The sequence below is a fragment of the Sphingopyxis sp. YR583 genome, assembly GCF_900108295.1.
In the GTDB taxonomy this organism is placed as follows: domain Bacteria; phylum Pseudomonadota; class Alphaproteobacteria; order Sphingomonadales; family Sphingomonadaceae; genus Sphingopyxis.
Window position 1 is genome coordinate 1,344,309 of the sequence record NZ_FNWK01000001.1, and the last position, 26,039, is coordinate 1,370,347.

A 26,039-nucleotide genomic window follows, 5' to 3' on the forward strand; every position below is an offset into this window, starting at 1 on the left:
CGCCGTCGTCGGCGCGGGGCTCAGTCGCATCAGAAGCGCACCCGGAACCCGGCGCTACCCTTCAGATTATATCCCGCGCCAAAGTCGGCCATCGCGGTATCGCCCGACACTTCGGTATAGAGGGTGAAGCGATCATCGCCCCAGCTATAGCTGCCGCCCAGCCCCAGTTCGCCCGACAGGCGGTGCTCGCGATGGGCGATCGGCGTGCCCGATACGTCGGAGACCGCACCGTCGAGCCACTCATAGCCGAGGTTCAGGACGGTATAGAGACGCGTGCGGCGCGTATCGCCCGCGCGGCCCTTCCAACTCGCCTGATGATCGATCGCCAGACCCCAGCGGGTCTTCAGGCTTTCGCCCTTCGCGACCGAAACTGCGGCCATTGAAGGATCGGCGAACCGATCGAAATCGACCTTCGCATAGCTCATCTGGACCTGCGGCGTGATGCTGAGGTTGCGGCCGATTGCCGTCTGCTTGCCGAGTTCGAGGCTGAAGGCCTGGCCGTCGCCCTTGTTACCGCGGGCGAGCGATCCGAGGATATTGGATTCCAGATCGCTGTCGAACCAGCTGAGTTTGACCTGACCATCGGCATAAAAGCCCTGCGGCCCATACCAGGTCATCGTCGCACCGACGCCATAGCCCTGCGTGTCGATGGCGCCATTGCCAAAGATCGACGCGACGCTGCTGTCCGCCTTGCCATAATGTGCGGTCAGCCCGCCGACGAGCGCGGCGCCATCGCTGCGTTCTGCCAGCACCGCATCGAGCCCGAGCTGCGCCTGCCACTGGTCGACCTTGCGGTCGGTATCGCTTGTCGAGACGAGCGCGTCGGGACGCTGGCGTTCGGATTCGAACCGGCCCCACAGACCCGCACCGGCGATCGGTGATGCCGCCCATGAGCGGTTGCCGACACGCTGTTGCAGCGTCGGCAGACGATTGAGCGATTGCAGCGCGCCAACATAGGCCTCGTAAACCGGGACGCCCGGCTGATAGAGCGGGCCTTGCGGATTTTCGCCCGCGAGCAGCGCCGAGCGCAGATACCAGTCACCGTCCTGCGGCGTCGAAACGCCATTCTTGTACAAGCGATAGCCATAAGCGCCAACGACCACCGCCTGCTCGCCGTCGAACAGATAGTCGCCATCGAGCGTGAAGGTGCCGTTCGATGCACCCGCAACGTCGACGATCTTGATGCCGTCGACCGTCGGGGCGCCGGCGCCGCCGCGATTGACAACGGTAACCCGCGTATTGCCCGAGGTCGCGCCGTTCACGATCAAGCGATCGGCCTGCGACATATCGCCGCCGAGCGCGGCCTCGATCTCGAGCACGCCGCCGTTGCCGGTATAGTCGCCCGCGACGGTCAGCGAACCGATACCTTCGCCCGGCGCAACGACGCCCGCGTTGACGAGGCTGCCGACGCGGCCCGCGCCTTCGAGGCGGCCCGCGGAGCCGACGGTGACCGCGCCGCCGAGGCTTCCCTGCACGGCGAGCGTGCCGCCGGCAACGGCCGTGCTGCCAGCAAAGCCGCTGTTATCGGCGGTAACGCGCAGCGTGCCCGCGCCATTTTTGGTCAACCCGCCCGTGCCCGAGAAGAGGCCGTTGTATGTGAAGACCGTGCCGGCCGCAGTCGCGATCGCACCGCCGCCTGCCACAACAAAACCGCGCGCACTGGTGAGGTCGGCGCTCGTTTCGAGCGTGCCGCCGTCGAGCGTCACCGCACCGCTAGCCGCGCCGAGATTGGCGTCGCGCGAGATACGAAGCGTGCCGCCGACGATCTGCGTGCCGCCGGTGTAGGCGTTGGCGCCGCCAAGGACGAGCGTTCCCGCGTCGGTCTTGACCAGCCCGGCCGCGCCGGTGAGCGCAGAATTGATCGTCGCGGTGAAACCCGCGCCCGCCGCGCTGCCGTCGCCAACGCGGACCGTCGCCGTGGCATCGGTCAAGGCGATGTCGCCACCGGTGATCACATAATTGTTCGCCGCGAACTGCATGCCCGCGACCGACACGGCGCCAAGGCTGTTGTCGACCGTGACTGTCCCGCCGGTGCCACCGAATATGGCAAAGCCCCCGTCGGTATAGCCAGCGTTTACGGCGCCATCTTCGCCGGTCCAATTGTCATTGCCGAAGCTTGCCTGCCAAACACCGTTTCCGCCGTTGATCGTGCCATTATTCTTGGGTCCGGCTGCGCCGTCCCAGAAATTGAGTGTCAGTCCCGCCGAATTGACGAGATTGACCTGGCCCGCGATCGACGTCTGGACATTGGCGTTGGCGCCCGCCGGCATGGTGCCGAGCGTGATGCCGTTGTTGGTAAGCGTGCCGCCATAGTTGAACATGCGATAGACGCCGACGTCGAATGCGCCGCCCGTCGGAACCCCCACGTTGAGCACGCCGTCGAGGACGAGGTTACCGCCGACGTTGACGAGGTCGTTAAGCGTACCGCCCACCGCGCCGGCCTCACCAAATTCGAAATCGAGCTGCGTCGTCGCCGACAGCGACAGATTGCCGCCGATCGTCAGCGTGCCCGCCGCTCCGGCGCCCGGAGCGAGCACGGCGCCGTTGGCCAGCGTGACGTTGCCACCGACCGTGCCGGTGCCGCCCAGTACAGCGCCGGCGAGGACATTGGTGGCGCCCGTCGCCGCGGCATAGTTGCCGTTGACGAACATCGTGCCGTTCGCGACCGTTGCGCCGCCGTAGGTACCGATGCCGTCCAATACCAGCGTACCGCTGCCGCTCTTGGTAAAGTTGCCAGTGCCCGAAAGCGGACCGGCAAGCGTCAGCGTCGTTCCCGCGCCGGTCTGGAACCCACCGCTGCCGATCAGATCGATGCTACGAGCCAACGAGAGGGTCGCCGTCGTTTGCAACGTGCCGCCGTCGAAGCGAATCGCACCGCCGGCGGCGCCCAGATTGGCGTCGGTGCCGATCTGTAACGTGCCGCCATTGATCGACGTCCCGCCCGCATAACTGTTGCTGCCAGCCAGGACGAGCGTGCCTGCGTCGGTTTTGACCAGCCCGGCCGCGCCCGCGAGTTCGGCGTCGATCGTCGCGACATAGGCAGCACCCGCAGCAGTGCCGTCGCCGACGCGGATCACAGCCTGCGCGCCATCCAGCGTCAACGTGTCGCCGGTGATCAGGTAACCGTCGGTCGCGAATTGCAGGCCCGACGCCGACACCGCGCCAAGGCTGTTGTCGATTGTGACGGTTCCTGCGCTGCCCGAGAAGATGGCAAAGGCGCCATCGTCATAGCCCGCGTTGACCGCGCCGCTGATATCGGACCAATTGTTGTTGCCGCCGCTGTTCTGCCACACGCCGTCACCACCGTTTACCGCATTGTCGAACTTCGGCCCGGCGGCGCCGTCCCAGAAGTTGAGCGTCGCGGCGCCGATGTTGATCAGGTTCACTTCACCCGCAATCGATGTCTGCACCTGCGCATTGGCGCCGGCTGGCAACGTACCGAGGGCCAGACCGTTGTCGGTGAGCGAACCGGCATAATTGGCGATGCGATAAAGGCCTATATCGAAGGCGCCGCCAACGGGCACCGTCACATCGAGCGTGCCGTCGAGCACAAGATCGCCGCCAATGTTGATCACATCATTAAGTGGGCCGCCTACGTCGTTCGCGCGGCCGAATTCGAAGCCGAGCGTCGCGCCCGCCGCGAGTGCGAGATTGCCGTTGATCGTGAGCGTGCCGGGCGCATTCGCGCCCGGGGCGAGCGTCGCGCCGGTGTCGACGAACACATTGCCGCCGATGATGCCCGATCCGCCCAGTGTCGCGCCTGCGCCCACGTTGGTTGCGCCCGTCGCGGCCGATTGGTCTCCATTCACGAGCAGGGTGCCCGCACTGACGCTCGTCGTCCCGGTATAGCTGTTGCTGCCGGTCAGGATCGTGGTGCCCGCGCCGTTCTGGTCGACCGAACCGCTGCCCGAAATCACGCCCGCGAAGGTCTGTGTGTCAGTACGGCTGAAGACGAACAGGCCATTGTTGACCACATCACCGGTGATCGAGCCCGAGGTGCCGCCGTCGCCGACTTGCAGCGTGCCGGCCGATATCGTCGTACCACCCGTGAAAAGATGGTCGCCGGTGAGGATCGTCCTTCCCGAACCCATCTGTTCGAGTGAACCGCCGCCGGTGATCAGGCCGGCAAAGACCCTGTCGTCCGACCGGTTGAACGCGAGAATGCCGTCGTTGACGATATCGCCCACGATCGCGCCACTCGTCCCGCCGCCACCGATCTCCAGCCGTCCGGCAAGGATCGACGTGCCGCCGGCATAATCATTGTCCACTGTCAGGGCGAGCGTGCCCGCGCCGTCCTTCGTCAGGTCGCCTGCGCCAGAGATCATACCCGCAAGCGTCAGGCCGGCGTCGGTCAGGAAGGTTCCGCTGCCGACGAGGTCGACCGCACGGCCCGACACGACATCGGCAGTCGTGTGCAGCGTACCGCCGCCGAATGCCAATCCCCCCGCCGTGTCACCAAGATTGGCGTCGGACGCAATTCGGAGTGTGCCGCCATTGATCGCCGTGCCGCCAGCATAGCTGTTGGTTCCCGACAGGACGAGCGTCCCCGCGTCGGTCTTGACCAGCATCGCCGTCCCGGTCAGGTCGGCGCCGATCGTCGCGGTATAGCCCGCACCCGCGGCACTGCTGTCGCCGACCTGGACGATCGCCTGCGCGCCGGTCAGCGTTAGTGCGTCCCCCGTCAGCACATAGCCGTCGGCTGCGAACTGCATGCCCGACGCCAGAACATTGCCGCCGCTGTTGTCGATCGTCACGGTGCCCGGTGCCGCCGCGAAGATCGCGAAGCTGTCCTGCGCATAATCGGCGTTGATCGTACCGTTGGCGTCGGTCCAATTGTTCGAGCCACCGGCGATGCGCCACACGCCGTCACCGCCGTCGAGCGTACCGTCATGCTTCGGCCCGGCCGCACCGTCCCAGAAGCTGAGCGTCAAGCCTTGCGAATTGACGAGGTTCACCTGTCCCGCGATCCCGGTCTGGACCGAAACGCCCGCAGCGCCGCCGGGGATCGTCCCCAGCGCCAGTCCGTTGTCGGTCAGCGCGCCGCCATAGTTGAAGACGCGGTAGATGCCGGGTCCGAAGGTGCCGCCCGCCGATGTCGAAACATTGATCGTCCCGTCGAGGATCAGGTCGCCGCCGACATTGACCAGATCGTTGAGCGCGCCGCCCGCGACATTCGCCTGTCCGAACTCATAGTCGAGGATCGAACCGCCCGCGAGCGACAGGTTTCCGTTGATGGTCAGGGTTCCGGCGCTTTGGCCCGGCGCAAGGATCGCCCCGCCCTGCATGACGACATCGCCGCCGATCGTGCCGGTCCCGCCAAGCGTCGCGCTCGAAAAGACCGTTGTGAGGCCGGTCGCGGCCGACTGGTCGCCGTTGACGAACAGGGTGCCCGCGTTGACGAGCGTCGCCCCCGCATAGCTGTTCCCGCCAGTCAGCGTCAGGGCGCCAAGGCCGTCCTTGGTCAGCCCGCCCGCGCCGGTGAAGCGCGGAGCGACGCCGATGTCGTGGCCGTCGGTGTCGATGATTCCGCCGTTTGCGCCGAGCGTGATGTCGTTCGCGCCGAAATCGACGAAAAATGCGGCTTCATCCTGCGTCGCGCGCAGCACGCCGCCATCGAGCGAGAAGTCGACGGTGCCAAGCCCGCCGCCGATCTGGCTGGTTTCGACGATGCCGCGGTTGCCCGCGGCACCGGTGACGGCGACGGTCCCGCTCGCGCCGGCCGCGAGGCCGAGTGCGAAGCCGCCTTCGGCGCGGACGAGCCCGCCATTCTCGACCAAAAGCGAACCGGTGCCGTCATTGCCGACGGTCATCGAGAAATCGGTGACCAGCCAGTTCGAGCCGGCCCCGGTCACCACGGCACTACCGACGGCATTGGCGCCGATATAGCCCTGGTTGCTCGATACGCTCGCACCGTTTTCGATGCGTAGCGAGCCGGCGCCGAAGCTGCCGATATTCAGTTGCTGGCTGTTGACCCAAGAAGTACCCGTACCGGAGACGACCGCGTCGCCCTGCGCTGAGCCGCCGACGATGCCGTCATTGCTTGTAACGCTGGCGCCACCTTCGATGCGCAGCGTTCCGGTGCCGAACAGGCCGACGTTGATCCGCCCGCTGTTGTCCCACGACGAGCCCGCGCCGCTGACAAGCACCTCGCCCAAGCTGTCGCTGTTGCCACCGACCTGGCCCCCGACGCTAACGACCTTGCCGCCGTCGGTGATGTTCAACGTCCCGTTGCCGTCGTAACCGACAAACAGGTCGGCATTGTTCATCCAGGTCGAGGCGACGCCATTGGTACCGACGCCCGAGACGTTGACGATGCCTTGCGCACCGGCATTCGACCCGATCCAGCCCGACTGGTTGCTGACCTGGCCGCCGGCGGTGATGTTCAGCGTACCGCTACCGAACTCGCCGATGACGATGTCGCTCGCCCCGGTCCATGTCGAGGCATTGCCGCTCGCACCCTGTCCCGAAACCGTGACCGTGCCCTGACCGCTTATATCATCGCCGATATAAGCGATGTCAGCGACCGTCACGATGCCGCCGTCGAGGATGTTGAGTGTGCCGGTGCCGAGGCGGCCAACGCGGAGGATACCCGTGTTGGTCCATGTCGAAGCATTGCCGCCCGCGTCCGTCCCGGTGACGGTGACGATGCCCTGCTCACCGCCATCGCGGCCGATCATGCCCTCCGCGTTGGTCAGCGTGCCGCCATTTGCGAGCCGCAACTCGCCGCCGCGCACATTGGTCTCGCCGACGAAACTGCTGGTGCCGGTCAGCACCAGCGTGCCGAGATCGCTTTTGATGACATCGCCGATGCCCGAGAGGTTCGTCGCGATCGTCGCGATATAGGACGCGCCGCCGATCGAACCATCGCCGACGCGAATGACCGATTCCGGCGCAACGAGCGCGATGTCGTCGCCCGCGATGATATAGCCATCGCTGGCGAACTGCATGCCCGAAGCCGCGACAGCGCCGAGCGAGCCATCGACGGTCACCGTGCCGCCGACGCCCGAGAAGACCGCGAAGGCATCGTCGGTGAAGGGCGCGTTCGCCGAACCGTCATATTCGGTCCAGTTGTCGTTGCCGCCGCTGGCCTGCCACAAACCGTCGCCGCCGGTGATTACGCCGTCATTCTTGCCGCCGTTGACGCCGTCCCAGAAACGCATGGTGAGGCCAGTCGTGTTGACCAGATTGACCTGGTTCGCGACCGAGGTCTGGACGAAATAGCCCGAATCGGCGGTCAGACCGTTGTCGGTCAGCGACCCGCCATAGTTGATGATGCGATAGAGGCCCGGATCGAAGCTGCCGCCCGGGGGCACGGCAACATTGAGCGTGCCGTCGAGCGTCAGGTCGCCGCCGACCTCGATCAGGTCGTTGAGCGCGCCGCCGACGACGTTCGCCTGACCGAAATCGACGTTGAGTGTCGCAGCCGAAGCAAGGCTCAGGTTGCCGGCGATCGTCAGCCGTCCTGGAATCCCGCCGATATCACCCGGATTGAGGTTGCCGTCGAGGATCGCGACATTACCACCAATCGTCCCGGTACCGCCGAGCGTGCCGCCCGTTGCCACATTGATCAGGCTCGCCGCGCCGCCAAGCGTGCCGTCGACCAGCAGCGTGCCGCCCGCGACCGACGTCGTGCCGGTAAAGACCGAGCTGTCGCCGGTCAGGCGGGTGGTGCCCGCCGCATGGTTGATACTACCCGCGCCTGAGATGGCGTTGGAGAAACCATAGTCGGTGCCGGTGTGATTGAAGTTCAGTTCGCCCGTGCCGGGTCCGAAGGCGATCGCGCCGGTGAGGAAGCCCGCGGCCGCCGCAGCGTCGCCCGCAACCCCGCCGATGTTGAGACTGCCCGCCGCCCCAGCGCTGTTCGCGAGAATCAATGTCCCACCCACATCGACCCGCCCGCCGTCGGTTAGCGTCAGCACACCCGTGCCGTTCCCGCTGCCGATGACCAGATCGCCCGTCGTGGCGAAACGGGAAGTTGCTCCCGACACGGACAGGCTTGCCGCTTGCGGTGCCGCCCCGAAGGTCGCCGACGTAAAGCTGGCCGCGCCGCCCTGATCGACACTGAAATTGCCCGCGGTCATCAGCAGCGAACTGCCGCTCGTCCAATTGGAACCGGTGCCGGTGATCGTGACTGCAATGGGGTTGGTATTGCTGGTCGTCAAACCGATCTGGCTCGCACCCGCGGTTCGCAGCATGCCGCCGGCGCTGATCGTCGTACTGAACGGCGCGTTGAAGCTGGCGCTCCCCTGAACCCCGCCTGCAAGATCGGCCAGCGAGTTCGCGCCATCGACGTTGAACTGAACGGCGGCAGTCAGAGCTCTGAGGTTGAGATCGCCGGTCGTGGTCCGGAGCGTGCCGCCGTTCGTAACCAGCACGATGGTCGAGCCGTTGCCCGCTATATTCCCGCCAATCGCTGCAGTGCTGAACTCCGATCCCGCACCGTCGACGCTCAGCGTCGAGCGACCCATCGTTGTCGAGCCGCCCGAAGCGACCTTTGCACCGCCGGCGATACGAAGCTCGCCGCCCACACCATTGACCCTCGTCCCACCGCCATAGTTGCTGTTGCCAGTCAGCGTCGTCACGCCTGTACCGACGATGTCGAGGAAGCCGGTGCCGGTGATCGCCCCCGCATAGGTGTAGGCATCCGCACGGCCGAAGCGCAGCGTCCCGTTATTGACCACGTCGCCCACGATCGAGGCGGTGGTGTTGCCGCTGAAGCTGCCGATGAAGAGTATGCCGTCCTGAATCGTCGTGCCGCCGGTGTAGCTGTTCGCTTGCCCAAGCTGGAGCGTACCCGCGCCAAGCTTGGTCAGTCCGCCACTGCCCGTCACTCCATTGGAAAGGATGGCGGTCGTCGTGGGATTGGTGACCTCGATCGCGCCGCCGGCTGCGCCCAGATCGAACGCGCGCGCGCTGGAGAAGGTGAGGTCGGTCAGCCGCAACGTGCCGCCATCGAGCGTGACCCCGCCGGTGCCCAAGAAGCTGTCTGCGCCCACCGAAAGCACGCCGCCGTTGATCAGCGTGCCGCCGGTGTAGCTGTTTGCCGCGGCCAGCACCAACGTACCGGCGTCGGTCTTGACCAGTTGCGACGCACCGCTGAGGTTGGCGGCGATCGTCGCGGTAAAGTCTGCGCCCGCCGCGGTGCCGTCGCCCACGCGGATCAGCGATTGCGGGCCTACAAGCGTCAGCGGCGCGCCGTTGATCGTATAGCCGTCGGTCGCGAACTGCATGCCCGTCGCGGTGACCGCGCCGCCGCCGTTATCGACCGTGACCGTGCCCGGAGCGCCCGCGAAAATGGCATAAGTGCCATCGGCATAAGCGGCGTTGATGCTGCCGTCCGCGCCCGTCCAGTTATTGTCGACGCCGCCGAGGTGCCAACTGCCGTTGCCGCCGTCGATCGCATTGTTGAACTTGGGGCCCCCGGTGCCGTCCCAGAAGCTGAGCGCCAAGCCATCGCTGTTGATCAGATTGACCTGACCCGCGACCGAGGTCTGGACGGTGACATTGCTGCCCGCAGGCATCGAACCCAGCGTCAGCCCGTTGTCGGTGAACGTGCCGCCATAGTTGAACACGCGATAAAGGCCGCCGCCGAAATTGCCCCCGGGCGACACACTGACGTTGATCGTGCCGTCGAGTGTCAGATTGCCGCCGACGTTGACGAGGTCGTTGAGCGGGCCGCCCGCAACATCGGCCTGCCCGAATTCGAAGTTGAGCACCGAACCGCCTGCAAGCGACAGGTCGCCATTGATATTGAGTGTGCCGGGGCTGTTGCCCGGCGCAAGGATGCCGCCGTTCAGCACATTGACGTTGCCGCCGATCGTCCCACTGCCCGCCAGCGTCGCCCCCGACGCCACGGTCACAAGACCCGTCGCCGCCGACTGGTTGCCGTTGATACGCAGCGTACCGGCGTTCACATCGGTCGCGCCGGCATAGCTGTTGTTGCCGCCGAGCGTCAGAATGCCGGCGCCCGACTTCGTGAGGCCGCCCGCGCCCGAGATCAGTCCGTTCAACGCAAAGGTCGTTCCGGCGTCGGTGAGGATTGTTCCGGTACCGGTCAGGACACCGTTTCGTGCGCTTGCGAAGGATGCGGTGGTGCGCAGCGTGCCGTTCGAGAAGGCGAGGCCGCCCACCGCTGCGCCGAGATTGGCATCGGCCGACACCTGCAGAGTGCCGCCGAGGATCGATGTCCCGCCAACGTAGCTGTTGATACCCGACAGAACCGTCGTACCGCTGCCGATCTGCCGCACGACACCGCTGCCGGATATCGTCCCGGCAAAGTTGACGAGGTCGGAGCGGTTGAACACGAATGCGCCATTGTCGACGACGTCGCCGACGATGCTGCCCGTCGTCCCGCCATTGCCGAGTTGGAGCGTACCCGCATCGATCGTCGTGCCGCCGGTGTAGCTATTGGTGCCGGTGAGGACGGTCGTCCCCGTCCCCGCCTGACGCAGCGAGCCGGTGCCGACGATGTGTCCACCATAGGCGAGCAGATCGCTGCGATTGAAACCGAGCGTGCCGAAATTGTTCACGAGCGCGCTGGCGATCGAACCGGTCGTGCCGCCGCCGCCGACGAACAGCGTGCCGCCGTTGATGTTGGTCGAGCCGGTGTAGCTGTGGTTGCCGGTCAACACCCATGTGCCGCTGTCGTTCTTGGCCAGCGTCGTGACGCCCGTGCCGGCATTGCCGATCGACCCCGCGAGCGTGTTGTTGCCGCCATTGGTGCCGCCGAGCGCGATCGTCCGCGCCTGGTTGTTGCTCGCCAGCGTTACCGGCCCGGTGTCGGTGAAGACGATCGCGCCGGTGCCCGACGATTCGATGAAGGTCACGCCTGCCGACAGGGTGAACAGCCGGTTGGTCGTGTCGCCCGCGCCGGTATAACGCAGCGTCGATCCGTTACCGATCACAAGGTTCGCCGCGGCGCTGGAGGAAGCCCCGATGCTGCTGGCGAGTCCGCCGTTGGAAAGCTTGTCGACGCCGAGCACGCCGCCGCTGATCGTGGTGATGCCGGTATAGGTGCTGCCCGGATTCGTCAGAATCCACGTGCCGGCGTCGGTCTTGGTCAGGCGTGTTACGCCGCTGCCATTGTTCGTGATCTGCGCGGCAAGGATATTGTTCGCCGTACTTGTGCCACCCAGTGTCAGCGTCTGCGCGGTGTTCGCGCTGGCGAAGGTCAGCGGCCCGGCGTGGGTGAAGGCGATCGCGCCGGTACCGGACGCATCGAGCTTGCTCGCCGTCGAGGCGCCAAGGGTGAACTGGCGGTTCGTGCTTCCGCCGGACCCGACATATTGCAGCGTACCGCCGCTCAGCACGAGGTTGTTCGCCGCCGATGACGACGAACCGATCGAGCTGTTCGCACCCCCATCGTCGAGACAGGCTACCGCGAGAATGCCCTGATTGATGACGGTCGAGCCGCTATAGCTGCTCGAACAGTTCGACAGTTGCTGATAGCCGCCCCCGGTCTTGACCAAGCCGCCGCTGCCCGAAATGGCGCCGCCGAAAATGACCCCCGTGCTGCCGCCGTTGGTGATGGTCAGCGTCGCGTCGCCCAACGCGACCGCGCCGCCCTGCAAGCCGCCCGTCGTGAACAAAAAGGCGACGCTATTATCATATCCGTCGAGGTCGAGGGTCGTGCCCGGCGCATTTTCGAACTGAATCCCGCCGCTGCCGAGCGCGGTAGTCGATCCGGCGCGGAGCGTCCCGCCATAGATTCGCACCGACCCGGTCGAACTGTTGTTGCCGGACAGGAGAAGCGTGCCGGCCCCCGATTTCTGAAGCTGGCCGCCGCCGGTGATGTTACCCGAAAATTCGAGCACGGTGCCGGCATTGACGATGTTGAGCCCGCCGTTTCCGTTCAAGGCGAAACCGCGATCGGTCGAAGCGCTGGCGCCGGTATAGGCCAGCGACCCCGTCGCGAAAACGAGGTTCGATGCCGCCGCCGTCGACGCGCCGATACCGCTCGCCTGCCCGCCGTTTGCGATGCAATCGATCGCGACATTGCCGCCGATCGTCGTCACGCCGGTGTAGTCGTTATTGCAGCCGCTGAACGTCTGAGTGAAGCTGCCGATGCGCGTATAGCCGCCGGTGCCAGAAATGCGGCCCGTGAAAACGCCGCTGCCGCTGCCCGTGGTCAGCGTGCGTCCGCCAAGATCGATCTGCCCGCCGCCGATGACGGCGGCAAAGCCAAGATCGAAGCCCCCGAGATCCAGCGTTCCGCCGCTGTTGACGGTCATGTTGCGGCCGCCCGGACCAAATGCGCGCGCCGATCCGGCGCGCAGGACGCCGCCGTTCACGATCGTGTCGCCGGTGTAGCTGTTGGTGCCGCTGAGGATGAGCGTGCCCGCGCCGTCCTTGAACAACGTCCCTGCGCCCGCGGCGACGCCGCCGATCGTCAGCGTTGTCGCCGCGTTGGCGACGTCGATACCGCCCTGCCCGGCCGCGAGCGTAAAGCCGCGGTCGATGGCGACCGTGCCGCCAGTATATTGCAGCTTCGCCCCGTTGCTGATGACGAGGTTTGCCGAATCGCTGCTTGCTGCGCCGATGCCACTTGCGATGCCACCGTCGGAAAGCGTGTTCACCGAAAGCGTGCTGTTGCCGGCCGACGTCTGGGTAATCGTGGTGACGCCGACATAATCATTGGCGGCATTCGACAGGACCAGCGTGCCCCAGCCGGTCTTGGTCAGTCCCGCGTCGTCGGGACTTGTGACCAGCCCCGAAAACTCGACCGTACGCCCGGTCTCGACCTGGATCGCGCGCTCGGCGCCACCGTTGACGAGCGTGATGCCGCGATCGGTGACCGCGTCGACGCCGCCGGTATAAGCCAGCGTGCCGCTTTCGAGGACGAGATTTGCCGCGTCGGCGCTCGACGCGCCGATGCCGCTCGCGATACCCCCATTGGCCAGTTGCGCGACCTCGAGGCGGCCGCCGCTCAGCGTCGTGCCGCCCGTATAGCTGTTGGCCGCACTCAGCCGGACGGTGCCACCGCCGCTCTTGGCAAAGCTTGTTGCACCGCCATTGTCGACGATCGTCGAGGCGATGGTCAGCGCGCCCGTGCCATTATGCTGAACGCCGAGCGTCCCGCCGCCGGCGCTGCCGGTCAGAGAGCCACCGGTAATGAGCTGATTGGTCGCCGCGGTGCTCGGCGCGACGATGATCGTGCCGTCGATGCCCAGCCTGTTGCCGGCGCCGATCGTCACCGTCGATCCCGATGCGGCAGTGTAGCGCAGGCCGCCGAGTTGGACATCTCCGGTCACGGTGCCAAAGAAGGGTGAGTTCGCGGCGCCCGCAGTATCGCTGATGATATCGCCATCCGCCCAGGTGCCGGCATCGTCCTTCGCCGTGTAATCGCTGGCATCAAAGGCGAGGATGCCGCCGCCGACGACCTTCGCATAATCCGATCCGTTGATCGTCGCCCAGCCGCCGAGCACGCCGTCGGCATTGCTCGTCGTAATCGCGCCGCCCGTCGGCAGCACGAAATTGACCAGACCGCCCGCCCGGACGATCGCGCCGAGATTGAGGTTCACGATACCGCCCGCACCACTGACCGCGCGGACGGTGTTGCTGCCCGCGCTGACTGTCAGGCCGTTGAAACTCTGATTGTTGGTCTCGCCCGCCGCACCGACCACCTCGAGCGTACCGCCCGTCAGGACGAGCGCCGAGGATGCCGACACGATGTTGTTGACCGGGCCGCCCGCGCCCGAGAAATCGAGCCCGAGCCGACCGCCGCCGACGGTCGTCGCGCCGGTGTAGCTGTTCGCGCCCGTCAGGGTCAGCGAGCCTGCCCCCGTTTTCCTGAGCCCGCCGCTGCCGATGATGCTGCCGCCAAAGACCTGCGCCGTCTTGGCATCGACCGTCAGCGTCTGCGCGCCGAGCGAAACCGTTCCGCCACTTCCCGTAAGCGACGGCGCGACGAGGTCGAATCCGCCCAAGTCGAGCGTACCGCCGTTGACGATGAAACCGGTCGCGGCACCGAATGCCCCCGCGATGCCCGCGCGCAATGTCCCGCCGTTCACGGTCACGGTGCCCCGCTGGACATTGGCGCCGCCCAGCACCCATGTGCCCGCGCCATCCGCAACGAGATTGCCGTTGCCCGACATGACGCCGGAGAAGATGTTGGTGCCCGCAAAACTACCGCCGAGCGTCAGCGTGTCGGGGTTGGGGCTCGCCGCGTTGAAGACAAGCGCGCCCGACAGGTTCAGTGCGCCGCTGCCGTTGTTTTGAATTGCATTGGCGGGACCATTGACGAGCCATTCGCGATTGCTGGCATCGCCGGCGCCGCCATAGCTGAGCGTCCCGCTGATGAGACTGATGGTCGTGCCCGCGCCGAGCGAACTCTCGCTGCCAATATCAGCGAGCTTGCCGACGCGGATTTCGCCTGCGAGCGCCGCCACGCCAGTGAAGGTGTTTGCGTTACCCAGCTGAACATGGCGCCCGGCCGAGGCGTTGAAAGCATAATTGCCACCGCTCAATATTCCTAGCAGACGGAAATCTGCGTTCTCTGCGTAAAATCCGCCACCCGCCGAAATATCGATGTCGCCCGTGATTTCGAGCGTTCCCGTGCCCTGATTGCGGACGAGCCCCGCATCGCCGTTGATATCCCAGTTGCGGTTCGAGCTGTCGCCGTCGCCGAGATAGATGATGCTGTCACTATACTGGCTGGACTGGTTGAAGATGATCGTTCCGTCGGCGACCGTCACCGGCGCGCCGAGCGAACTCGCTTCACCTAGATTGCCGATCGAGGTGAATCGGGTCGAACATGTACCATTGCAGCCCTGAAAAACGGTGCGGCCCGTATAATCGCTGAGATTGTTGCTCATCGTGATGCCGCTGGCGGCAAGCTGAACCGAACCATTGCCCCGGATGCGGGCGGCGCCCGATCCGGTTCCCTCAAGGATCAAATTGCCGCCGTTGCCGATCGTCACGATCCGCGACGTGCTCGCACCGGCAATCGACAATCGGACATTCGAGGCGGCCGCGGTGAAAATGCCGTTGCCCGACGCGCCCAGCGCGCTGTCAGCCCCCGCATAAAGGCTGCCGGCATTTATATTGATATCGCCCGTGAAGCTGTTCGCGCCGTTCAGGACCAGCGCGCCATTGCCGGCCTTTATCAGACCGTTCGCCCCGGCGAGAACCGAATCGATCGTACTGATCCCCGTCGCGGTCGTGATCGTCGAGCCCGACGTCCCCAAGGTGATCGTGCCACCGCTCAGGACATAGCCCGCTGAACTGAAGGTAATATTGCCGATCGTCACCGGCGCGCCCACGGTCACGGTGCCCGCCGTGCCGCCGAACACCGCATTGTCGAGATCGCCATTGTTCCAGGGCTCAACGAAGGGGCCGCTGACCCCGTCGCCATTGGGGCTCCAGTTGAGGTTCGCGAGGTTCCATGTCCCGGTGCCACCCGCACCCACAGCGGTTCCATTGGCGTCCCAGTACCGGTCTTCGGCATGCGCAGCGATCGGCGCGCACGCGAGTACGGCCGCAAGCGAAGCGCCGCAGAGAAGGCGCCGCGAACGCACTTTCGCGTTCCGATCGTCGCGGCGGAGCATCCTCTTATCGGTCATGGCATATCCTCGAACGCAAAAAACCCGCCGGGAGAGGCGAGGGGGACAATGGGCTGGCTGATTATTTGACGGCGACAGGGCGCAATTTTGAAATAGGAGCGCCGGGCGGGACGCCCCGACCGGGTATAGCGCGAGAAAACACGCGACCTCTGCTCATTCGACGACCCCCTGGCTCCGGCGCAGCCGCAAGAGAGCGGGCGGCACCGTTTCGATTGTCATGCGCCCCCTGAAGGCCGCCCAATCTGCCCAACCACACTGCCTCCGCCGCCGAAGCGGGTCATCGCGGAAAACAGCGCCAGATCGCCCCATCGGAACACCCGACAGAGAACAGCTGCGGGCTACAAAATAATGGTTTTCAATTAATTACCGACTCACCGTAAATCAGCGTATGTTACGGTATCCGCATCAAAGACTGAGGCCGGTGTCACGTCGTCAAATGCGTTGTGAAAAAGACGGCCGAAGTTGCCGGGACGTCATCGGCGGCCGTGCACGAACCTCACGCCTGCGTTGGCGAGCGAAAGCCGGTTCCATATAAGTTTTCGGCAAGATGGAGCGGGTGAAGGGAATCGAACCCTCGTCACTTGCTTGGGAAGCAAAAGCTCTACCATTGAGCTACACCCGCACTCGGCAACGGCCGATAGGCGGCCTTTGCCGCTATCCGCGCTGCGGGTCAATCCTTGCCGACGGTGAAAGTTCAGCGCGCCGTTTCGCAGATCGTTTCCATCGCGACGAAGGTCGAGGTGCTTGCGACATGCGGCAGACTCGAAATCTTTTCGCCCAAGACGATGCGATAGCGACGGATGTCGGGTGTGCGAACCTTGAGCAGATAATCGAAGCTGCTCGCGATCATGTGGCACTCCTCGACTTCGGGAATCTGCCGGACTGCGGTGTTGAACTGTTTGAGCGCCTCCTCGCGCGTGTCCGACAGCTTCACCTCGGTAAACGCGACATGGTCGAGCCCGACCTTGGCGGGATCGACGATCGCGCGAAAGCCCACGATCAGCCCGCTGTCGACAAGTCGCCTCACGCGCTGCTGGCACGGTGTTTTCGACAGCCCGACCTGTAACGCGAGTTCGGTAAAGGTGATCCGCCCATCGCGGCCCAGAATCGCGAGGATCTTGCGGTCGAATTCATCCAGTTCGACTGTGGAAGAGGAATTTTTCATTCATATCGACTAGGATTGATCGCAAACTTGGTCAATTCATATATCAATCGCGCCAAAACAAGTCGGATCGACTTGCGCCAATATGATATCAGGCGCCATGACCCAAAGCCCCGACCGCGCGCCCATCCGCGCCCTCGCCCGCCGCAGCGAATCCGACATTGTCGCCGAGCTGCGTAGCGCTCTTGCCACCTCTTCGGCCAGCGTCGACGCCGTGACGCGGCGCGGGCTCGAACTGATTCGCAAGGCTAAGGCCGAGGGTGAGCGCGAGACGCTCGTCGCGCAACTGATGAACCGCTATCGTCTCTCGACCGAGGAAGGCGTCGTTCTGATGTGCCTCGCCGAGGCGCTGTTGCGCGTGCCGGACAATGCGACCGCCAATGCGCTGATCCGCGACAAGATCGCCGGACGCCACTGGAAGGACGGTGAGGATGAGGACAGCCCGCTGATCGTCGCGCTGTCGTCGCGCGGCCTTTCGCTCGGCTCGGCGACGCTGATGCTCGACGCGATGGGCAGCCGGGCTAACCCGCTGACCTTGCTCAAGTCGATGGTCCGCCGCTCGGGCGAGCCGGTGATTCGCCAGGCGGCGCTCGCTGCGATGAAGATGCTGGGCCAGCAATTCGTGATGGGCGAGACGATCGACGCTGCGGTCAAGCGCGCCGACAAGGAGAAGTCCGAACTTGCGAGCTTTGACATGCTCGGCGAAGCCGCGCGCACCGCCGAGGACGCGCAGCGCTATTATGAAAGTTATGCCAATGCCATCGCGCGCATCGGCAAGGCCGCGAAGCCGGGCGACCCGCACGCCAATCACGGCATTTCGATCAAGCTGTCGGCGCTTCACCCGCGCTATGAATATCTGCAGGCCGCGCGCGTTCGCGACGAGCTGATCCCGAATGTCATCGAACTCGCCAAGGCGGCGCGCGCGGTGAACATCCCGCTGATGATCGACGCCGAGGAAAGCGATCGGCTCGAGCCGCATATGGACGTGTTCGCCGCGTTGATCGACGCGGGCATCGCCGACAACTGGACCGGGCTCGGCATCGTGATCCAGGCGTATCAGAAGCGCGCGCCGGCGGTGATCGACTGGCTCGCGAACCGCGCGCGGGGGCGCGGGGTCAAGCTTTCGATGCGGCTCGTGAAGGGCGCCTATTGGGATACCGAGATCAAGCGCGCGCAGACGATGGGGCTCGGCGACTTTCCGGTGTTCACGGCAAAGCTCCACACCGATCTCAACTATATGCGCTGCGCCCAGCTGCTGCGCGATTGCCAGGATTGCATCTATCCGGCGTTCGCGAGTCATAATGCGATGACGCTCGCCTTTGTGTCCGAACTGTTCGCGGGCGCCGATTACGAGTTGCAACGGCTACATGGCATGGGCGAGGGCGCGCATGACGCGCTCGTTGCGCTGTTCCCGCCACCGCGCCCAGTGCGCGTCTATGCACCCGTCGGCACGCACCGCGACCTGCTCGCCTATCTCGTCCGCCGCCTGCTCGAAAATGGCGCGAACTCCAGCTTCGTGCATCAATTCTCCGACCCTGGCGTCACCGCCGAGCAGCTTGCGGTCGATCCGCGCAGCGTCGCGAGCGCCGCACCGTCGAATATCGCGACGGGCCTCGGACTCTTTAACCCCGTCCGGCGCAATTCGCGCGGCTATGATCTTGGCGAGCCGGGCGTGCCCGAAGCGCTCGTTTCGGCGATCGGCGCCGCGCGGCGGAGCGATCTTGTCGCGGCGCCGATCGTCGGCGGTGTTCCGCGACAGGGCAAGGTCGAGGCGGTACGCAATCCCGCAACCGGCGCCGTCGTCGGGCAGGTGATCGAGGCCGATGCCGCCACCGTTGCCGATGCCGTCGCGGCTGCCCGCAAAGCACAAGGCGACTGGAGCCTCGCTGGCGGCGCCTTCCGCGCCGAGCGGCTCGAACGCGCTGCCGACCTGCTCGAGGAGCATGACGCGCTTTTCCTCGGCCTCGCGATCGACGAGGCGGGAAAGACGCTGGTCGATGCGGTTGCCGAGGTGCGCGAAGCGGTCGATTTCCTGCGCTATTATGCGGCGCAGGCGCGTGCCGATTTCACCTATCCGGTGGCGCTCCCCGGCCCGACAGGCGAACGCAACGAGTTGATGCTTGAGGGCAAGGGCGTGTTCGTGTGCATCAGCCCGTGGAACTTCCCGCTCGCCATCTTCCTCGGACAGGTGTCGGCGGCGCTCGCCGCAGGCAACAGCGTCCTCGCAAAACCCGCCGAACAGACCCCGCTCATCGCGCACGCGGCGGTCGAACTGCTGCTCGAAGCTGGCATTCCCGGCGATGTGTTGCATTACCTCCCCGGCCGCGGCGAGACCGTCGGCGCGGCGCTGACGAGCAACAATGACATCATCGGCGTCGCCTTCACCGGTTCGACCGAGGTCGCGCGGATGATCAACCGCAGCCTCGCCGGGCGCGACGGCCCGATCGCGACCTTGATCGCCGAAACGGGCGGCGCGAACGCGATGATCGTCGATTCGACCGCGCTGCCCGAACAGGTTGCGCGCGACGCTGTCGCCTCGGCTTTCCAGTCGGCGGGCCAGCGCTGTTCGGCGCTGCGCCTGCTGTGCGTGCAGGAAGATGTCGCCGACACGATGATCGAGATGGTCGCGGGCGCGATGGCCGAACTCAATGTCGGCGATCCTTCGATCCTCGCGACCGACGTGGGCCCGATCATCGACGACGAGGCGCAGGCGAACATCGCCGCCTATGTCGCCGAGGCGCGCGCCGCGGGCCGCGTAATTGCCGAGGCGGGCCGCACGAACTTGCCCGCCGCTGGCCATTTCGTTCCCCCGGTGGCGATCCGGCTCGATCATGTCACCGATCTGAAGCGCGAGATTTTCGGCCCCGTGCTTCACGTCGCGACATGGAAGGGCGGCGAACTCGATGCACTCATCGATGCGATCAACGCCTCGGGCTATGGCCTCACGCTCGGCGTCCACACGCGCATCGACGGCGTTGCCGCGCATATCGCGGCGCGCGCGCAAGTCGGCAACGTCTATGTCAACCGCAACCAGATCGGCGCGATCGTCGGCTCGCAGCCGTTCGGCGGTCGCGGCCTGTCGGGCACCGGCCCCAAGGCTGGCGGTCCGCACTACCTGCATCGTTTTGCCGAGGAGAAGTCGATTTCGACCGACATCACCGCGGCGGGGGGCAATGCGGCGCTGATGGCAAGCTGAGGCAGTTTTTCTGATGGACCGCGAGGCCTGATACAGAGTGGACGGCTGTCCCAGGCGATACGTCCGAAAGCGTCACGCGGCTTTTACCGCGGCGACCTTATGTTCTGGTTGCCCCCCGCAGTGGGGGCAACCTATATTTTGCCATGCGATGTGCAACTGTTTTTAGCGGTTTTTAGCTCATCTACCCGTTCAAAATCACGCCCCCGGCACACCCAGTAGCTGCGCCTGTGCCTTCAATCGCGCTGCCGCCGCCGGATTGGCGGCGATCCCGTCCTTCAGCGCTTGCGCAGCCTTCGCTGTTTCGCCCAGCGTCATCCGGCTGCGCATCAGCATGATCCAGCGGTCGACGTCGGCGGGATTGGCTTTCAGCTTGGCCTCGAGCCCGCTCACCATGCCCTCGATCATCTGGTCCTGCTGGCCTTTGGGGAGCTGCGATGCCGCCTCCATATCGGCTCGGCTAGGGCCGGGAATCGCGCGCGCCGCGACCGGCATCTCGTTGGCGGTCAGCGGCCGGGCCTGCGTACTCGCGAGCCGCTGAGCGACGTCGATCTTGTGAATCTGCCCGACCTGCTCGATCGTGCGGCGCAGGTCCGCTTCCCACGGCGCGCCTTGCGGCGTGTCGGCGAGCAGCGCGAACCAGTCCTCGATCGCACCCTTGTGGTCGCCGCCAATATCCTTTTTCACCGCGAGGAAATAGCGCGCGCGCGGATCCTTGGCGTCGAGCGCGATCGCCTTGTTGAAAGCTTCGAGAGCGGCAGAGGGCATCGGGTCGCTGTCGCTTCCCATCACCCGCGCCTCGCCCAGCGCCGACCAGAGGCCTGCCGATTCGAGTGAAAGGGCGACAGCTTTTTCATAGGCGGTGGCTGCACCGTCGAAATCGCTCATGTCGAATTTGGCCGCACCAAGCGCGGTCCATGCCTCGGCGCTGCCGGGTTCGCGCTTCGTGCGCGCTTCCAGTTCGGCGAGTTGATCGGTGGGCTCGGCGATGTTTGCGGCGGAAGTATTGGCGCCGGACGACGCGGAATCGCGCCAGATTGCATAGCCGATGGCGGCTGCCAACAGAATGAAAGCCGCGACCAATATCGCCCGGTTCGTACCTGTCATGCCGCGGCCCGTTCCCTTGGCCATCTCGTTGCTCTCGCTCATCTTTGCCCCTCTTTTGCGCCGCACGAAAAAATACGGACTGTGCGCGCTGTCATATTGCCTTTGCTTGGCGATGGTGTAGCCTTTGGCATATAAGGTCGGTCAACGATAAAATCGTCAGGGGTCGCACCGGCTTTCCCAGTCATACAGGGGAGGGGTGCATGGCAGTTTCGGATCACGTCGACTTTTCGACGTTCATGGAAGGCGTGAAAAAGCGCAACCCGGGTCAGCCCGAGTTCGTGCAGGCGGTGCAGGAAGTGTCGGAAGACATCTTCGATTTCATCGCCGACAAGGAAGAATATCATGCGCAGCAGATCTTGCGGCGCATTGCCGAACCCGACCGGGTCGTGTCTTTCCGCGTCTGCTGGGAGGACGATAACGGCAATATCCGTGTCCAGCGTGGCTGGCGTGTCCAGAACAACAACGCGATCGGTCCGTACAAAGGCGGCATCCGCTTTCATCCGTCGGTGACCGAAAGCGTGCTGAAGTTCCTCGCGTTCGAACAAACGTTCAAGAACGCGCTGACCGGGCTGCCGATGGGCGGCGGCAAGGGTGGGTCGAACTTCAACCCCAAGGGCAAGAGTGTGCGCGAGATCATGCGCTTTTGCCAGAGCTTCATGACCGAACTTTATCGCCACATCGGCGCCGACATCGACGTGCCCGCGGGCGACATCGGTGTGGGCGGCCGCGAAATCGGCTTCATGTTCGGCCAGTACAAGCGCATCACCAACGAGTTTACCGGCGTGCTCACCGGCAAGGGCCTCGAATGGGGCGGCTCGCTGATCCGTACCGAGGCGACGGGTTATGGCGCGGTCTATTTCCTCGCCAACATGCTCGCGGCAAAGGGCCAGGGTCTGGTCGGCAAGACCGCTGTTATCTCGGGATCGGGCAATGTCGCAACGCACGCGGCAGAAAAGATCGTCCAGCTTGGCGGCAAGGTGCTGACCCTGTCCGATTCGGGCGGCTTCATCCACGATCCCGACGGCATCACGCAGGAAAAGATCGACTGGGTGAAGACGCACAAGACGCATCGTCGTGGCCGGATCGAGGAATATTGCGACGAGTTCAAGGGTGCGAGCTTCACGGCGGGCAAAACGCCGTGGGGCGTCAAATGCGACGTCGCGCTGCCCTGCGCAACGCAGAATGAGTTGCTTGGCGACGATGCCAAGGCGCTCGTTGCCAACGGCTGTATCGCAGTCAGCGAGGGCGCCAACATGCCGACGAACCTCGAAGGCGTTCATGTCTTCAAGGATGCGAAGATCATGTTTGCGCCGGGCAAGGCGGCCAATGCTGGCGGTGTTGCGGTATCTGGCCTTGAAATGAGCCAGAACAGCGGGCGTCGGAGCTGGAGCGAAGCCGAACTCCAGCAGATGCTGAAAGACATCATGGACGGCATTCACAAGAGTTGCCTGACCTATGGCGACCGCGGTGGCGGCTATATCGATTATGTGAAGGGCGCGAACATCGCCGGCTTCAAGAAAGTCGCCGACGCGATGCTGGCTTTTGGGGTAGTGTAAATCGGCCCAAGGCGTAAAAGCGCCGGGTTGGGGAAAAGGGGTTCTGCGAATGACCACGCACGCTGGAAAAGAGCGCGGCGATCGGCCTTGGGCGGCATTTGCCGCTCTGGCGGCGATGCTGCTCGCGCTCGCCATCGCGGCGTTCGTCTTCGCTCCCCCTGCCCGCTCGCAGGGCGAAAGCGGCGCGCGTTACACCGGCGTCGCCTCATGTGCCGGATCGACCTGCCATGGCCGGATGGAGGGCGACGGCACCGTCGTTCGTCAGGACGAGCTGATGAAATGGCAGGAGCCATCGACCCCCGGCGGCGCGCATAGCCGCGCCTGGGCGGTGCTCAACAACAACCGCAGCCAGTTCATCGCGCGCAACCTCGGCATCGGCGACCCGTCGAAGGCGCAGATGTGCCTCGGCTGTCACAGCACCGCCGGGACGGCGCGGGCGGTGCCCGCCGAGGACGGCGTCGGCTGCGAATCCTGCCATGGTCCCGCGGGCGGCTGGCTGGCCAGCCATTATGCCGGGGTCGGAACCAACGCCGATCCCGACCGCGAAATGCGCGACAAGCATCTCGCCAATCTGTCGGCCGGCCTGAAAAAGCTTGAGGATCCGGTGGTGCGCGCAGGCGTGTGCGTCGACTGTCACTTCGGTTCGGCGGGCGACGGCCAGTTCGTCACGCACCGCATCATGGCCGCGGGCCATCCGCGGATCAGCTTCGAACTCGATCTCTTTTCGTCGCTGCAGGCGCATCACCAGGAAGATGCCGACTATGGCTGGCGCAAGTTTGGCGCCGCAAACCGCCGCACCGATCATGTTCAGATGTGGGCGGTCGGACAAGCGACAGCGATCGAACGCAGCCTCGCGCTGTTCCAGACACGGCGCGGGACCGAGGGGATGTTCCCCGAATTCTATTTCCTCGATTGTCATAGCTGCCATCGCCGTATCTTCGATCAGGCGAAGCCGGTGCGCACGGGGCTCGACAATCCGGGGCGCAATCTTCCCGAGGGCATGCCGGCCTATAATGACGAAAACCTGATCATGCTCGCCGCTGCAGCGCGACTGGCCGCGCCAGCGCTCGCCGACCAGCTCGCGGCGCGCACTGCGGCCTTCCACAAGGCGATGGCGACCGACCGGCAAAGCGCGGTCGCTGCGGCGGCGCAGCTGTCGCAGACGGTCGCGGCGCTGAAATCGGCGTTCGCATCGCGGAGTTTCTCGGGCGCCGACGCGTTCGCGATGGTCGATGCGATTTCGGCGAAAGCGATCAGCGATCGCTACACCGACTATTCGGGGTCGCAGCAGGCTGTGATGGGGGTCGATACGCTTCTCAACGCGATGGTGTCGTCGGGCCGGGTAACGGTGGGCGCAGCGGCAGGCATCCGCGGCGACATCGACCGCGCTTATGCAGCGGTAAAGGATCCCAACGCCTATAAACCGTCCGAATTCCAGGCGTCGTTCGGCAGCGCGGTGCGCTCGATCGGGGCGCTTCGGTAAGATCATGCAGAGCAAGACCCATCTTTTCCGTTCGGCCGCCTTTGCTGCGATGGGGGCGCTGCTGCTCACCTCCTGCGGTGGCGGCGGAGCCGGCGGCGGAACCCCGACCCCCACGCCCACCCCGACGCCCACACCCACGCCGACAACGGTCTACACGCCGCCTGCTGCCGAGGCGCTCACCACGGCGGACGTCGAACGCGTACTCGCGCAGGCCATATCGGAAGCGCAGGCACGCAATCTGCCGTCGGTGATCGCGGTAACCGACCGTGTCGGCAATGTGCTCGGCGTCTTCCGCATGAACGGTGCGCGCGCGACAGCGACGACCGCATCGGCGCCCAACGGCATGAACATCGACGCGCAGAATGTCACCTTCCCCGCCGAGGGCGGCGCGATCGCAAAGGCAGTGACCGGCGCCTATCTGTCGAGCGGCGGCAACGCCTTCTCGACCCGCACCGCAAGCCAGATCGTCCAGGAACATTTTCCGCCCGCGCCGACCACTGTCGGCCTCGAAAGCGGGCCCTTGTTCGGCGTGCAGTTCAGCCAATTGCCGTGCAGCGACCTGTCGGCGCGCTTCGGGGCGCCGGGCGCCGCGGCGCTGATCGGCCCCAAGCGCTCGCCGCTCGGCCTCGCGGCGGATCCGGGCGGGCTACCGCTCTACAAGAATGGTGTGCTCGTCGGCGGTATCGGGGTGATGGGCGACGGCGTCTATGGAAGCGATCCCAATATCCTCGATATCGACAATGATCCCGAGGAGTTCATCGCGCTGGCGGGAACGCGCGGGTTCGAGGCGCCCTCGACGATCACCGCCGACAAGATCACCGTCGACGGAACCAGCTTGCGCTTTTCGGACGCGACCTTTGCCGGGGTGATGTCGAACGGCGGCGCGAGTTTCGCGAGCCTCAACGGCGTCGCCGGAAATCTCGTCGCGGTGATCGGCTATGCCAATGCCGCGGTGACAGCCGGGGTCGCCTATGGCAGCGAAGCGTCGGGTGTCCGCGCCTCGAACGCCGCCGAATTTTCCAACCGCGATGCGTTCGTCCTGACCGACGGCAGCGGCACGAACCGCTATCCGCTCCGCGCCGGGACCGACGGAGCGACGAACAGCGCACCGCTGACGCTGGCCGAGGCACGCGCAGTGCTCGAGGACGCCTTCACCATCATGAGCCGAACGCGCGCGCAAATTCGCCGCCCACTCGACAGCCGCGCGCAAGTGACGATCAGCATCGTCGACACGCACGGCGCGGTGCTTGGCATCGTCCGCTCGCCCGATGCGCCGATCTTCGGCACCGATGTGTCCCTGCAAAAGGCGCGTACCGCCGCCTTTTTCTCGGGCGCGCAGGCGGGAACCGAGCTGAACGCGAACGCCAGCGCCGACGTCAGCCAGTTCGTCACCGCGACGCGGACCTTCCTGAACAATCCCGCCGCGCTCACCGGAACGATCGCCTTTTCCGACCGCGCGAACGGGAATCTGTCGCGGCCCTATTTCCCCGATGGCGAAGTCGGCCGCCCGCAAGGTCCGCTGTCGCGCCCGATCGCGCAGTTCAATCCCTTCTCGACCGGATTGCAATCGGCCCTGATCATCGGCAACCTCGGCGCGCATCTGGGCTTCGTCTCCGGCGCCAGCCCGACCGATACGCCGGCACGCTGCACGACCTTGCCCGACGTCGCACCGGGGCAAAACAGGCTGCAGAACGGCATCCAGATCTTTCCGGGATCGGTCCCCATCTATCGCGGCAATCAGCTGGTCGGCGCGATTGGCGTGTCGGGCGACGGTATCGATCAGGACGACATGATCAGCTTCCTCGGGGCGCATAACGGCGGCGCCCGCGTCGGCGGCATCGGCAATGCGCCGAAAGCGATCCGGTCCGACAATGTCGTCGTCAATGTCGGCGCCGGGGTTCGCCTGCGCTATATCAGTTGTCCTTTCGCCCCGTTCCTCGACACGGCGAACCAGAATGTCTGCGACGGTCTATAGGCG

Annotated in this window: 7 protein-coding genes and 1 tRNA gene; 4 read left to right on the forward strand and 4 right to left on the reverse strand. The window is 65.3% G+C overall.

Translation table 11 applies throughout. From position 1 onward, the window contains the following. Positions 1–29: 29 nt before the first annotated feature. From BLW56_RS06255 to BLW56_RS06265, 3 genes are all read right to left on the reverse strand, one after another. Positions 30–15,560 carry an autotransporter-associated beta strand repeat-containing protein gene (locus tag BLW56_RS06255; protein ID WP_093509735.1) on the reverse strand — a complete coding sequence of 5,177 codons (15,531 nt, stop codon included), beginning with the start codon at positions 15,558–15,560 and terminating at the stop codon, positions 30–32. A 548-nt stretch (positions 15,561–16,108) separates the two neighbouring features. Beyond that, positions 16,109–16,182 (reverse strand) — tRNA-Gly (locus tag BLW56_RS06260). 72 nt (positions 16,183–16,254) lie between these two features. Next, positions 16,255–16,725: an Lrp/AsnC family transcriptional regulator gene (locus tag BLW56_RS06265; RefSeq protein WP_093509736.1), complete on the reverse strand. Its 471-nt coding sequence runs from the start codon at positions 16,723–16,725 to the stop codon at positions 16,255–16,257. A gap of 97 nt (positions 16,726–16,822) precedes the next feature. Between BLW56_RS06265 and putA the strand changes: the two genes are divergently transcribed. After that, complete coding sequence (gene putA, locus BLW56_RS06270) at positions 16,823–19,918, forward strand: bifunctional proline dehydrogenase/L-glutamate gamma-semialdehyde dehydrogenase PutA (RefSeq protein WP_093509737.1); 3,096 nt, start codon at positions 16,823–16,825, stop codon at positions 19,916–19,918. Positions 19,919–20,113: 195 nt separating this feature from the next. Here the strand turns inward: putA and BLW56_RS06275 are convergent, their stop codons facing one another. After that, complete coding sequence (locus BLW56_RS06275) at positions 20,114–21,064, reverse strand: tetratricopeptide repeat protein (RefSeq protein ID WP_093509738.1); 951 nt, start codon at positions 21,062–21,064, stop codon at positions 20,114–20,116. Between the two features lie 158 nt (positions 21,065–21,222). Between BLW56_RS06275 and gdhA the strand changes: the two genes are divergently transcribed. The 3 genes from gdhA to BLW56_RS06290 are packed head-to-tail and all read left to right on the forward strand — an operon-like array spanning position 21,223 to position 26,036. After that, entirely contained in the window at positions 21,223–22,578 is a 1,356-nt protein-coding gene (gene gdhA / locus BLW56_RS06280; protein ID WP_093509739.1) for an NADP-specific glutamate dehydrogenase, read from the forward strand. Between the two features lie 49 nt (positions 22,579–22,627). Next, positions 22,628–24,061 (forward strand): multiheme c-type cytochrome, encoded by a 1,434-nt coding sequence (locus BLW56_RS06285; RefSeq protein WP_093509740.1) that lies wholly within the window; start codon positions 22,628–22,630, stop codon positions 24,059–24,061. A 4-nt stretch (positions 24,062–24,065) separates the two neighbouring features. Further along, the gene (locus BLW56_RS06290) at positions 24,066–26,036 is read left to right on the forward strand and encodes a heme-binding protein (RefSeq protein ID WP_093509741.1); all 1,971 of its coding nucleotides are present in this window, start codon (positions 24,066–24,068) and stop codon (positions 26,034–26,036) included. Positions 26,037–26,039: the final 3 nt, after the last annotated feature.